We start from the raw sequence: 12,610 nt of genomic DNA on the forward strand, positions 1-12,610 counted from the left end.
CGCGCACCCCGCTTCTGCCGTGCGAGGTCGATTTGCGTGACTGAGGTCGTCCTCGACCTCACTCCATCACGCAATTCGACCTTGTACGGCGCAGCGCGAGGCGATCAGTCGCGGGGATCGGCAGCGCCGTCGGGTGCCGGCACGAAGCAGACGTCGCCCTCGCACACCATGGCCGCGGGGTCGCCCGTCACCATCGTGAACGGCGCCGGTCGCGAGGCATCCGTCACCGAGGCATCCGCCGGCTCGCTCACGCGACCCGCTCCTGCTCGCCGGCCACCTGCGTGAGCACGTTGGCGAAGACCTCGGCCGGCTGCGCGCCTGAGACGCCGTACTTGCCCTCGAAGACGAAGAACGGCACGCCCTGGATGCCGTACGCACCCGCCTGCGCGATATCGGCCTGCACGTCGGAGGCGTAGCGGCCCGACTCGAGCGCCTCGCGCGCGTCGTCGGCGTCGAGGCCGACCTCGGCCGCGAACCCGACGAGCTGGTCGATGCGGTTCACCCGGCCGCCCTCCGTGAAGTACGCCTTCAGCAGCCGCTCCTTCAGCTCGAGCTGCTTGCCGTGCGCCTTCGCGAAGTGCAGCAGCTCGTGGGCCTTCAGGGTCTTGGTGTGCGCGACCTTCTCGAAGTGGTACTCGAGGCCCGCCTTGGCCGCGACGCCGGTCACGTGCTCGAGCATCTGCTCGACGCGCTCGACCGGCATGCCCTTGCGCTCCGACAGGTACTCGACCGTCGAGCCCTCGAAGTCGAGCGGCGTGTCGGGCGAGAGTTCGAACGAGTGGTACTCGATCTCGACGTCGGGCGCGTCATCGCCCAGCGCGGCGATGCCGGCCTCGAGGTGGCGCTTGCCGATGTAGCACCACGGGCAGGCGATGTCGGACCAGATGTCGATCTTGATGGGGGAAGTCACGTCAAGGGCAACGAGACATCCATGCGTTCGTATTCCCGCCGGTGCGCCGGTTCGCGAACCCGTCAGCGCACCGGCGGGCGGATTCAGCCGCCGAGCACGCGATCGCCGAGCACGATCCGGGTGGCGCGGGCCACGACGTCGTCATTGCGCACCGCATCCGCGCGGTCGGCGCGGGTCATGATCGCGAGCGTGAGCGGAGTCCGACCGGGACGCCACAGCACCCCCGCGTCGTTGACCACGCCGTAGTCGCCGCCGCCGGTCTTGTCGGCCAGCTCGTACGGCGGGGTCAGCCCGGCCCGCATACGCGTGCCGGACGTGGCGTTACGGAGCATCCATTCCCGCAGCCGCGACGACGCGAGCACGCCGGCCGCATCGTCGAGCAGCAGCGCCTCGTACATGCGTGCGATGTCATCGGGCGTCGACGTGTCACGCAAGTCGCCGGGGATCGCCGCGTTGAGGTCGGGCTCCCACCGGTCGAGTCGGGTCGCGGTGGCGCCGAGCTCGGCCGCGAACGCGGTGATCGCGGCCGGCCCGCCGAGCTCGCGCATCAGCAGGTTGCCCGCGGTGTTGTCGCTGAACCGCAGCGCAGCATCGGCCAGTTCGCCGGGTGTCGCCTGCTGCGGCTGCTTGGTGGCGAGCACGATCGAGTCGCGCACGATGTCGGCGTCGGTGTACGGGATCGCCCTGGTCCAGTACCCGTCGTCGTAGCCGCGCGCCCGCACGAGCGCGCCCGCAGCGAGCACCTTGAAGAGCGAGCACATCGGGAACCGGTCGCCGCCGCGGTACCGGAAGACGCGTTCGGTGCCGTGCACGACCGCGGTCACGCCGATCGTGACGGACGTCTCGCGCTCGAGCCGGCGGAGCGCACCCGTCGTGCCGAGCAGGGTCGTGGAGGGGGCCGTGGTCTCAGCCCACGCAGTGCCGGCGCCACCCGCCGCCACGACGGCGCCGGCGGCGGTGAGGCCGCCGAGGGCGAGAAGCGAACGGCGCGAGAGCGAGGGCTGAGCCGAAGCGGGGTGCTGCGATCGAGTGGTCATGTCGGCAGTCTCACGAGACCCACCGCATGCATGCAAAGCACCTCATGGTCGTATCGATGCAACACTGGCATGCATGCCCAAGAGCCTCGACCTCGCGGCCGCCTGCGAGGCATTCGTCGCGGTCGCCGATCGTGAGAGCTTCACCTCGGGCGCAGCCGCGGTCGGCGTTTCGCAATCGGTCGCGAGCCGTCGGGTCGCGGCGCTCGAAGCGCACCTCGGCGGTCGATTGTTCGAGCGTTCCTCGCGCCGGGTCGCGCTCACCGCGTTCGGGCGCAGCGTCCTGCCGAGCGCCGTGAAGCTCGTCACCGCGGCCGGTGAACTCGCCGACGACGCCGGGCAGGCGCGGAACCTCCCCATCGCGGTCGCGGTGCCGCATCCGATCGACGGCGGTGCCGCAGCCGCGCACGCGATCGCGGCGGCGGCGGCGGCCACGCCCTCCATGCGCGTCGAGGCCGTGAGCGGCACGCCTCGCGAACGTGCCGCCTGGCTCTCCACCGGTCGCGCACAGCTCGCCTTCGAACACGTCGAGCCCGATCGGGCGAGCTGGTCGGCGCCGCTCGGGGTGGGTACGGCGGCGACGGATGCCACGGAGCATCCGTTCTTCCTCGCGGCCATCCGCCCGCGGCGGGGATCCTCGAGCGTGCGCCGCATCCGCCTGCAGCCCGAGGACGACGTGCCCCAGGTTCGCGACCGGCTCGAGCGGGCCCGAAACGGTGCCGGGCTCTCGCCCGGGCAACTCGCCGTGGAACGGTCGCTCACCGCGGCCGTGGCGCGGGTGATCGCCGACGACGACCTGGTGCTGTGCACATCGGCCGAAGCCCGCGCGCTGAGGCTGACGTGGCATCCGCTCGGCGACCTGCACCTGCGCCGAGGGTATGCGCTCGCCCACCGCGATCATCAGCTCGCCCGGCGGTTCACGGACGCCGTCGGCGACCTCGCGCCGGCGCTCGTCGGCGCGGTCGCCGCACCCCTGCCGGCAGGCATCGCCGACCCCACGACCGAGGGTGCGCATCGTGCAGGCTGAGCTCCTCGTCGTCCGCGAGGCGGCGCGCGTCCTCGACGACGCCGGACTCACCGCATCGATCCTCGTGCGCGACCTCGCGACCGGGCGCGAGCTCGCACACCGTGCCGACGCGCCGTATCCACTCGCTTCGATCGTGAAGCTGCCGCTCGCGCTCGCCGTGCTGCGGGCTGCGGAAACGGGCGACCTCGACCTCGCCGAGCCGGTGCGGCTCGACCCCGGCCGTCGCACGCCCGGCCCGACCGGCACCTGCCGGTTCGAGTACGCCGCCGAGATCGCGATCGGCGACCTGCTCTCGCTCGCGATGTGCGTGAGCGACGACACCGCCGCCGACGCCCTGTTCGACCGATGCTCGCCCGACGCCGTCACCGCGGTGCTCCGCGAAGTCGGCGTCGAGGGCATCACGGTGCGGCACCGCATCCGCGACCTGCACGAGACGCTCGCGAGCCGCCTCTCCGAGGACGAGCGGCCGCAGGCGCTGGCCCTCGCGATCGCCGCGTCGACCGCGGGCGGCGGACACCTCATCCCGCAGCTCGACGTCACGGGCGCCAACGCCGGCACCGCGCGCGCCCTCGTCGACCTGCTCGAGCGCATCTGGGGCGACCCCGCGCTCGCGCGCGAACGCGAACCGCTGCGACGCCTGCTCAGCGGCAATCTCGTGCGTCAGCGTCTCGCGCCCGACCTCGAGTCCGACGATGCGGAGTGGTTCTCGAAGACCGGCACCTTCCTGCACCTGCGCCACGAGGTGGGGGTGATCGAGCACCGCGACGGCGGAGTGTTCGCGATCGCCGTGCTCAGCGAGTCGTCGGTGCCGGCCCAGCGTCAGCCGGCCGCAGAGCAAGCGCTCGGCGCGGCGGCGAGCCTGCTGCACGACCGGGTTCGGGCGGCGGCGACCTGACACGCCGCGTACCGCTTCGCGGCGGGCTCCGGCCCGACGGGGGCGGGCCTACGAACTCGCCGACGGGGCATCCGTGGGCGCGTCCACGGCACCGCCGAAGCGACGGTTGCGGTTCGCGTACAGCTCGATCGCCTGCCACAGGTCGACGCGCGAGAAGTCGGGCCAGAGCGTGTCGAGGAACACCATCTCGGCATACGCCGACTGCCAGAGCAGGAAGTTCGAGGTGCGCTGCTCGCCCGAGCTGCGCACGAACAGGTCGACGTCGGGCATGTCGGGCACGTAGAGGTGCCGCCCGATCAGCTTCTCGGACACCGCCGACGGGCGGATCCGACCCGCAGCGATGTCGTCGGCGATCGCCCGCACCGCGTCGACCAGCTCGTTGCGCCCGCCGTAGTTCACGCACATCGTGAACTGCAGGCCGGTGTTGCCGGCGGTCAGCCGCTCGGCATACTGCAGTTCGTCGATGACCGACTTCCACAACCGCGGCTTGCGGCCGGCCCAGCGGATGCGCACGTTCCACTCGTTGAGCTGGTCGCGGCGCCGGTGCAGCACATCGCGGTTGTACCCCATGAGGAACCGCACCTCGTCGGGTGAGCGCTTCCAGTTCTCGGTCGAGAAGGCGTACACCGACAGATGCTTCACGCCCGCCTGGATCGCACCCGCGACGACGTCGAGCAGCACCTCCTCGCCCGCCTTGTGCCCCTCGATGCGGGTGAGGCCCTGTCGGTTCGCCCAGCGCCCGTTGCCGTCCATCACGATCGCGACGTGGTTCGGCACCGCCTGCTTCGGCAGCGCCGGCGGGGTCAGCCCCGTCCAGTCGAGGGGGCGGTACGGCACCGCATCCTTGTGGGTGTACGGCTTGGGACTCACTGCTCGGATGCTCCTCTGCTCACGTGCGGCAGCGAACGCAGCCCCCGCTCGAGATGCCACTGGGTGTAGGCCGCGACGATGCCGCTGGCCTGATTGCGATCGCGCTCGCCGGATGCCTCGGCCGACGCCCAGTCGCCGCTGAGCAGCGCCCCGAGCAGGCCCACGGTCGCCGGGTCGATGCGGGGTGTGCCGGGCGGCGCGCAATCATCGCACACCACCCCGCCGACCTGCACGACCACCGCGCTGTGCGGGCCCGGCGCACCGCAGCGCGCGCAGTCTTGGAAGGTCGGCGCCCAGCCCGCCAGCGCGAGCGCGCGCAGCAGGTAGGAGTCGAGTGTGAGCCCGGCTCCGTGCTCGCGCCGCGAGAGCGAGCGCAAGGCCCCGACGAGCAGCAGGTACTGCTGCAGCGACCCTTCGGCCTCGGTGACGCGATCAGCCGTCTCGACCATGGCGCTCGCGGCCGTGTAGGCGGCGTAGTCGCGCGAGATCTCGGCGCCGTAGCTGCCGAGCGACTCGGCCTGCGTGATGACGTCGAGCGTGCGGCCCTCGTAGAGCTGCAGGTCGGCGACCATGAACGGTTCGAGCCGCGCGCCGAACTTCGACGCCGTGCGGCGCACGCCTCGCGCGACGGCCCGGATCTTGCCATGCCGGCGGCTGAGCAGGGTGACGATGCGGTCGGCTTCGCCCAGCTTGTGGGTGCGCAGCACGACGGCTTCATCTCGGTAGACCGGCACCCTGCGATTCTCCCACCTGCAGCCGACGGTCACGGCAGCGGGCACGGATGTCGCGCTGCGAGGCATCCGCGCATGATTCACTGATTCGGTGGAAGGCACCCAGTTCACCATCCCTCTGTGGCTCGACCTCACGGCCGTCGGCCTCGGCGGCATCCAGGGCGCACTCTTCGCGTCGGGGTTCCGCGGCGAACGCCGTCTCGACCTGCTCGGGGTCGCGATCATCGGCACGCTCATCGGCCTGGGCGGCGGACTCATCCGCGACCTGCTGCTCGGGCTGCCTCCGGCGAGCCTGCAGAGCAACTGGTATCTCGTGACCGCGGTCATCGCGTCGCTCGTCGGCATGCTGCTTGCCGCGCCGCTGCAGCGGCTGAACGCCGTGATCGTCGGACTCGACGCGCTCGTCATCGGCCTGTTCGGCGCGTTCGGCACGAGCAAGGCGCTGAGCCTCGGCGTGCCGTTCGTGCCCGCCGTGATGGTCGGCGCGTGCGCTGCCGTCGGCGGCGGCGTGCTGCGCGACGTGCTCATGAGCCTGCCGGTGTCGATCATGCACGTCGGCTCGCTCTATGCGGTCGCCGCGCTGACCGGATGCCTCGTGCTGGCGAGTCTGCACGAGTTCGGCGTGCCCATCGCCATCGCCGGGATCGTCGGGGCGGCGGTGACCACGCTCATCCGCTGGCTCGCCGTGATCTTCGACATCTCGCTGCCCGAGCAGCGCATGATCTACCGGCGCAAGGTCGCGACGGAGACCGGGATGATCCCGATCGTCCGTCGCTGACCCTGCGTGGCGATCAGACGGCGCCGGCGAGCGACGGCTCGGCGGTACGCACGACGCCGCGCAGCGCGCGGTTGACCGCCGAGACGATCGCCTTCAGCGACGCGGTCGAGATGTCGGCGTCGATGCCCACTCCCCAGAGCGTCCGACCCTCGACCTGCACCTCGACATAGGCCGCCGCGAGTGCGTCGCCGCTGGCCGACAGCGTGTGCTCGACGTAGTCGACCAGCTTGACCTCGACGCCCTCGGTGCCCAGCACCTGCAGGAACGCCGAGATCGGCCCGTTGCCGACGCCGGCCAGCTCGTGCCGGGTCTCGCCGTCGCGCAGGCCCACCTGCACGCGCACCTCGCCGGTGAGCTCGCTCTCGGTGCGCAGGCTCAACAGCTCGAAGCGGCCCCACTTCTCGTCGGGGCGGTCGGCCGGTGCGGGCAGGTACTCGTCGGTGAAGACGCGCCAGATCTCGTCGCTCGTGACCTCGCCGCCCTCGGTGTCGGTCTTCTGCTGCACGACGCCCGAGAACTCGATCTGCAGGCGACGCGGCAGGTCGAGCGCGTGGTCGGTCTTCAGCAGGTAGGCGACGCCGCCCTTGCCCGACTGCGAGTTGACCCGGATGACCGCCTCGTAGGAGCGCCCCAGATCCTTCGGGTCGACGGGCAGGTAGGGCACGGCCCACTCGAGTTCGTCGACGGCGACGCCGGCCGCGTCGGCGGCGGCGGCCATCGACTCGAAGCCCTTCTTGATCGCGTCCTGGTGCGACCCCGAGAACGCGGTGTAGACGAGGTCGCCGGCCCAGGGGCTGCGCTCGTGCACCGGCAGTTGGTTGCAGTACTCGGCGGTGCGCTTGATCTCGTCGACGTCTGAGAAGTCGATCTGCGGGTCGATGCCCTGCGTGAACAGGTTGATGCCGAGCGCCACGAGGTCGACGTTGCCGGTGCGCTCGCCGTTGCCGAACAGGCACCCCTCGATGCGGTCGGCGCCGGCCAGGTAGCCCAGCTCGGCCGCCGCGACCGCGGTGCCGCGGTCGTTGTGGGGATGCAGGCTCAGGATCACGTTCTCGCGGTGGTTCAGGTGCCGGCTCATCCACTCGATCGAGTCGGCGTACACGTTGGGCGTGGCCATCTCGACCGTGGCCGGCAGGTTGATGATGACCTTGCGCTCGGGCGTCGGCTCGAAGACCTCGAGCACCTGGTTGCAGATGTCGACGGCGAACTCGAGCTCGGTGCCGGTGTACGACTCGGGCGAGTACTCGTAGTAGACGGTCGTGCCGGGCACGGTCGCCTCGTATTCGCGACACTTGCGCGCGCCGTTCAGGGCGATGTCGACGATGCCCTGGCGGTCGGTGCGGAACACCACGTCGCGCTGCAGGATGCTCGTCGAGTTGTAGAGATGCACGATCGCCTGCTTGGCGCCCCTGATCGACTCGTAGGTGCGCTCGATGAGGTGGTCGCGTGCCTGCGTCAGCACCTGGATCGTCACGTCGTCGGGGATCGCGCCCTCTTCGATGAGGCTGCGCACGAAATCGAAGTCGGTCTGGCTCGCGCTCGGGAACCCGACCTCGATCTCCTTATAGCCCATGCGCACAAGCAGGTCGAACATGATGCGCTTGCGCTCGGGGCTCATCGGATCGATGAGCGCCTGGTTGCCGTCGCGCAGGTCGACCGCGCACCAGCGCGGGGCCTCGGTGATGCGCTTGGACGGCCAGGTGCGGTCGGGCAGGTCGACGCGGATCTGCTCGTGGAACGGCCGGTAGCGATGCACGGGCATCGAGGACGGCTTCTGCTGGTTCTTCACTGGACTCTTCTCTCGCTTGGTTCGGTTTCAGCCGACGACGAACTCCGCAGCGAGGGAGGCCTTCGAACTAGGACTCGCTGCGGCAGCTAAGGAGAAGCAGGCCGTGAAGCACGCAGCAAGGCTAGCACCGTCGCCGCGGTGCGCGAAACGTCGGCGGCCGGATGACCCGCCCCCGAGTCATCCGGCCGCCGACGCCCCTGCCCGTCGCGCGGGTCTCGCCTATTCGACCGCGAGCGCGACCACCGGCGAGATGCGCACCGCCCGCCGGGCGGGCGTGATCGATGCCGCGAGGGTGAGCACGAGGGCCGCGAGGATGACGATGCCGACGATCACCCATGGCACGACCGGGGCGATGAGCTGCGGTTCGCCCGTCATCGACCCGAGCATCGACTGCGCCCCGAACCATCCGTACGCCGTGCCGAGCACGAGGCCCGTGAGCGTCGCGGCGACCGTGAGCGCCGCGGCCTCGGCGAGGATCATCCGCGTGATCTGCGACCGGTCGAAACCGAGGGCGCGCAGCAGACCGATCTCACGCGTGCGCTGCAGCACGCTGATCGACAGCGTGTTCACGAGGCCCACACCCGCGATCACCGCGCTGAACCCGACGAGCGCCGAGAAGACCGCGACGGTGCCGTCGATGACCGGCCCGATCGCCTCCTCGAGCTGCTCCTGCCCGCTCAGCGCGTCGAGCACCGCGTGCCGGTAGGTCTCCATCGTCACCGCGAACATGGTGACCAGCGTGACTCCGATGACGAGGCCGATCGTCATGCGGGTCGATCGCTCGGGGTGACGCACCGCGTTCTCGGCCGCGAGGCGCGCCGACGGCGAACCGCCCAGGAATCGGCCGACGCCCCGCAGCACGCGCGGCATGATGCGGTCGGCGACCAGCACGATGCCGGTGAACGAGAGGATGCCGCCCACCACGCCGACGAGCACGCCGGTGGGGTGCACGAGCCCGACCAGCACGCCGAGCGCGAGCGCCGCAGCGCCCAGCACGATGAGCACGATGCCCACAACGGTGCGCCCGACCCGCCGGTCGACCTCGGCCACCGACGACTCCCCCGCGTTGCCGAGCGCCTCGGCCGGGCGCACCGAGAGCACCCGGCGCGAACCCGCCCACGCGGCCAGCCAGGTGGTGACCACGACCGCCACCATCGGCACGAGCAGCACGGGGTCGAGGTACCCGTAATCGAATGCCGGGATCGTCTCGGTCGCCACGCCGATCCGGCCGACCACCCAGGCCGCGCCGGTGCCGACGAGCGCGCCGATGACGGCGCCGATCGCCCCGACCGCGAGGCCCTCGCGCGCGATCACGGCGCGCTGCGCCCGCCCCGACGAGCCGATGAGCCGAAGCAAGGCGATGAGGCGGGTGCGCCCGGCGACGACGGTCGCGACGGTGTTCGCCGTGGTGACGGCAGCGACGTACACCGCGATCGCGATGAAGGCGATCGCGAGGAGGTTCAGCAGGAGCGCCACCGTCGCGCTCGACCCCATGACGTCGTCGGCCGAGACGACGGCGGTGAGCATGCCGGTGATCTGCAGCAGCGTCACGCCGAACCCGGACGACAGGGCGGCGACCAGCAGCGTGGGCAGGTGGTCGCGGATGCCCCGGCTCACGCCGCCGCCTCCATCTGCAACATCAGCGACGAGATCTCCTCCGCGCTGGCGCGACCCTGGTCGCGCACGATCCGCCCGTCGGCGAGGAACAGGATGCGGTCGGCGTGGCTCGCGGCGATCGGGTCGTGGGTCACCATCGCGATCGCCTGGCCCGACCGCGACGAAGCCGAAGCCAGCAGCCCCAGCACCTCACGGCCGGTGCGGGAGTCGAGGTTGCCGGTCGGCTCGTCGGCGAAGACCAGGTCGGGCCGAGTCGCCAGCGCCCGCGCGATCGCGACGCGCTGCTGCTGACCGCCCGAAAGTTCGTGCGGCCGGTGCGCCAGCCTGGCGCGCAGCCCGAGGGTGTCGATGAGCTCGTCGATCCAAGCCTGTTCGGTGGCCGCGGGCTTGCGTCCGTCGAGCTCGAACGGCAGCAGGATGTTGCCGCGAACGTCGAGGGTGGGCACGAGGTTGAACGACTGGAAGACGAACCCGATGCGACGCCGGCGCAGCACCGTGAGGGCGCTGTCGCCGAGTTCGGTGATGTCGGTGTCGCCGAGCCATACTCGACCGCTCGTCGGAGTGTCGAGACCGGCCATCAGGTGCATGAGGGTCGACTTGCCCGAGCCCGACGGGCCCATGATCGCGGTGAACTCGCCGCGGCGCAGCCCGATCGACACGTCGTCGAGGGCGATGACCTCGCCCTGGCCGGTTCCGTACCGCTTGCCGAGACCGACGGCGCGCGCGATGAGTCCGAGTTCGGAGGGAGTGTTCTGCATGCCTTCGACGCTACGGACGGCCCCGGCGGCGAAGCATCCGGCTCGAGTCTCGTCCGCGTCATCCGTTCGGATGACCCTCCCACCCACCCCCACCCGACCTTTCTCAGGAGAGATCCTGCGAAGCGCACGTTTCTCAGGAGAACACGCCGTGCACGACGCCGAACCGACCCATTACGCCTGAAAAAGGATCGGGTTGTGCTGGGCGCCTGAAGACCGCCGGCGGGTCAGGCGGGGAGGTCGTGCTCGTAGGCGAAGACGACCAGCTGCACCCGATCGCGCAGTCCGAGCTTCTGCAGCACGCGGCTGACGTGGGTCTTCACGGTCGCCTCGCTCACGAACTCGGCCGCGGCGATCTCGGAGTTCGACAGGCCGCGCGCAGCGAGGTCGAAGATCTCGCGCTCGCGCGACGTGAGCTCGCCCCACGCCGCGGGCGCCGGCCGCCGGCCGTTGCCCCGGCCGACGTGCGCGAACAATTCGCGCGTCGCCGTCGCGGCGAGCACCGCGTTGCCCTGGTGCACGGTGCGGATCGCCGCGAGCAGGAACTCTGGCGCCGCATCCTTCAGGACGAACCCGCTCGCACCCGCGCGGATCGCGCGCGCGGCGTTCTCGTCGAGGTCGAACGTGGTGAGCACGATGATCCGCGGCGCGGGCCGCCCGGCGCGATCTGTGTCGGCGAGGATCCGCTGGGTGGCGGCGATGCCGTCGAGCAGCGGCATCCGAACGTCCATGAGCACGACGTCGGGTTGCGACTCGGCGACCAGCTGCACCGCGGCGACGCCGTCGCCCGCCTCGCCGGCGAACACGAGATCGGGCTGCGACTCGACGAGCATGCGGATGCCCGCGCGGAACAGCGCCTGATCGTCGACGAGGGCGACGCGGATCGGTCTCATGCGGTGGCCTCCGTCATCGGGCTCGCGGGAATCTCTGCGACGAGACGGAATCGTCGGCCGGCCGTCTCCTCGACCTGCAGGCCGCCGCCGCTCAACTGCGCCCGCTCGCGCATGCCGGGGATGCCGTGGCGGAACCCCACCGCGTCAGTCGGGGCATCCGCTCGCAGCACGTTCTCGATCACGAGCCGCACCGCCGACGGGCTCCACGCCAGTTCGAACTCGACCGGACTCGACGTGTCGCCGTGCCGAAGCGCATTCGTGAGCCCCTCCTGCGCAATGCGGTAGACCGCGATCTGATGGCCCGCGCCGAGCGGGACCCTCACGCCCGATTCGGTGAACCGCACGTCGAGGCCGGCCCGGCGCATCTCGGCGATCAGCTCGCCCAGGTCGTCGAGCACGGGCTGCGGCGCCTCCCCCTCGGCGTGGCGCAGTTCGGCCAGCAGCAGTCGCACGTCGCCGAGCGCACGCCGTGCCACCGTCGAGACGGTCTCGAGCGCGTCGATCGCGGCCTCGGGTCGCGCGGCCGCCGCGAACCTGGCACCGTCGGCCTGAGCGATGACGACCGCGAGCGAATGCGCGACCACGTCGTGCATGTCGCGGGCGATGCGGTTGCGCTCCTGCTCGACCGCGTAGCGGTACTCGGCGAGCTCGCGTTCGCGGGTCGCGACCTCCTCGCGACGGCGGGTCTCACGTGACTCGCGCACCGCGCGCATGAGCAGGCCGGCCGTCCAGGCGAGCACCAGCACCGAGATCGCCCCGACGAACAGGATGCCGAGCAGCAGCAGCACCTGCAGCACCTCGCCGGCCGGGTCGGCGGACCCGCCGAACAGCGTCTTCACCAGTCCGAGGTAACCCGTCGCGACGAACGCGCCGACGATCGCCGACGCGAGTCCGAGCCACTTGACCGTGCGACCGCCGTGCGCCGCCGTCGAATACAGCACGCCCAGCACCGCGGCGTCGTAGAGTTGCAGGTCGCGCAGCGCGAGCATCTGCAGCACCGCGCCGGCCCAGGCGATACCGAGCGACCACGCCGGCGAGAGCCGGCGCACCGCCAAGGCGGTGCCGAACAGCACCAGCGCCACGAGGTCGACTCCGTTGCCGAGCAGCGCGAACGGCAGCGACACGAGCGAGAAGAGGGTCGCGAGCACGACGTCGGTCGTGAGCTTGCCGCGGCTCAGTCGCTCAGTGGGATGCACCGATCCACCGTACGTCGTCACCCGCCGGTCTTCGGTGCGCACCGGCCCGAATCATCCGCTCGATGTATGCGCGACACGCGCGCCGCGGGACCCGCGCGCCGCGCGGCACGCGCGC

Annotated in this window: 13 protein-coding genes; 3 read left to right on the forward strand and 10 right to left on the reverse strand. The window is 71.2% G+C overall.

Translation table 11 applies throughout. From position 1 onward, the window contains the following. Positions 1-104: 104 nt before the first annotated feature. From FLP10_RS17340 to bla, 3 genes are all read right to left on the reverse strand, one after another. Positions 105-251 (reverse strand): hypothetical protein, encoded by a 147-nt coding sequence (locus FLP10_RS17340; RefSeq protein WP_168209068.1) that lies wholly within the window; start codon positions 249-251, stop codon positions 105-107. Next, complete coding sequence (locus FLP10_RS00915; protein ID WP_149159156.1) at positions 248-910, reverse strand: DsbA family oxidoreductase; 663 nt, start codon at positions 908-910, stop codon at positions 248-250. Before FLP10_RS00915 ends, FLP10_RS17340 begins: the two co-directional genes overlap by 4 nt. Positions 911-993: 83 nt before the next feature. Beyond that, positions 994-1,947 carry a class A beta-lactamase gene (gene bla, locus FLP10_RS00920; RefSeq protein ID WP_149159157.1) on the reverse strand — a complete coding sequence of 318 codons (954 nt, stop codon included), beginning with the start codon at positions 1,945-1,947 and terminating at the stop codon, positions 994-996. Positions 1,948-2,020: 73 nt separating this feature from the next. On the opposite strand from bla, the gene FLP10_RS00925 reads away from it, so the two are divergent. Together FLP10_RS00925 and FLP10_RS00930 are read left to right on the forward strand one after the other, a co-directional pair. Further along, the gene (locus FLP10_RS00925) at positions 2,021-2,971 is read left to right on the forward strand and encodes a LysR family transcriptional regulator (protein WP_168209069.1); all 951 of its coding nucleotides are present in this window, start codon (positions 2,021-2,023) and stop codon (positions 2,969-2,971) included. Further along, complete coding sequence (locus tag FLP10_RS00930; protein ID WP_168209070.1) at positions 2,961-3,866, forward strand: serine hydrolase; 906 nt, start codon at positions 2,961-2,963, stop codon at positions 3,864-3,866. Before FLP10_RS00925 ends, FLP10_RS00930 begins: the two co-directional genes overlap by 11 nt. A gap of 48 nt (positions 3,867-3,914) precedes the next feature. On the opposite strand, the gene FLP10_RS00935 is transcribed toward FLP10_RS00930, so the two are convergent. Together FLP10_RS00935 and recO are read right to left on the reverse strand one after the other, a co-directional pair. Continuing rightward, entirely contained in the window at positions 3,915-4,736 is an 822-nt protein-coding gene (locus FLP10_RS00935) for an isoprenyl transferase (protein ID WP_149159160.1), read from the reverse strand. Further along, positions 4,733-5,470, reverse strand: coding sequence for a DNA repair protein RecO (gene recO, locus FLP10_RS00940; protein WP_149159161.1), 738 nt, complete (start codon positions 5,468-5,470; stop codon positions 4,733-4,735). Before recO ends, FLP10_RS00935 begins: the two co-directional genes overlap by 4 nt. A gap of 88 nt (positions 5,471-5,558) precedes the next feature. On the opposite strand from recO, the gene FLP10_RS00945 reads away from it, so the two are divergent. Then, positions 5,559-6,245 (forward strand): trimeric intracellular cation channel family protein, encoded by a 687-nt coding sequence (locus tag FLP10_RS00945; RefSeq protein ID WP_149159162.1) that lies wholly within the window; start codon positions 5,559-5,561, stop codon positions 6,243-6,245. 13 nt (positions 6,246-6,258) lie between these two features. Here FLP10_RS00945 and leuA read toward each other — a convergent pair whose 3' ends face one another. The 5 genes from leuA to FLP10_RS00970 form a co-directional block, all read right to left on the reverse strand. After that, complete coding sequence (leuA, locus tag FLP10_RS00950; RefSeq protein WP_149159163.1) at positions 6,259-8,034, reverse strand: 2-isopropylmalate synthase; 1,776 nt, start codon at positions 8,032-8,034, stop codon at positions 6,259-6,261. Between the two features lie 219 nt (positions 8,035-8,253). Next, on the reverse strand, positions 8,254-9,651 hold the full coding sequence (locus tag FLP10_RS00955; RefSeq protein ID WP_246150097.1) for an ABC transporter permease: 1,398 nt from the start codon (positions 9,649-9,651) through the stop codon (positions 8,254-8,256). Continuing rightward, a complete protein-coding gene (locus FLP10_RS00960; protein WP_149159164.1) occupies positions 9,648-10,409 on the reverse strand; it encodes an ABC transporter ATP-binding protein in 762 nt (253 codons plus the stop codon). The genes FLP10_RS00955 and FLP10_RS00960 overlap by 4 nt, the downstream gene beginning before the upstream one ends. A 224-nt stretch (positions 10,410-10,633) precedes the next feature. Then, positions 10,634-11,299: a response regulator gene (locus FLP10_RS00965; RefSeq protein WP_149159165.1), complete on the reverse strand. Its 666-nt coding sequence runs from the start codon at positions 11,297-11,299 to the stop codon at positions 10,634-10,636. Further along, positions 11,296-12,495, reverse strand: a complete 1,200-nt coding sequence (locus FLP10_RS00970; RefSeq protein WP_210418451.1) for a sensor histidine kinase — start codon at positions 12,493-12,495, stop codon at positions 11,296-11,298. Before FLP10_RS00970 ends, FLP10_RS00965 begins: the two co-directional genes overlap by 4 nt. Positions 12,496-12,610: the final 115 nt, after the last annotated feature.

The sequence above is a fragment of the Agromyces intestinalis genome (assembly GCF_008365295.1).
In the GTDB taxonomy this organism is placed as follows: domain Bacteria; phylum Actinomycetota; class Actinomycetes; order Actinomycetales; family Microbacteriaceae; genus Agromyces; species Agromyces intestinalis.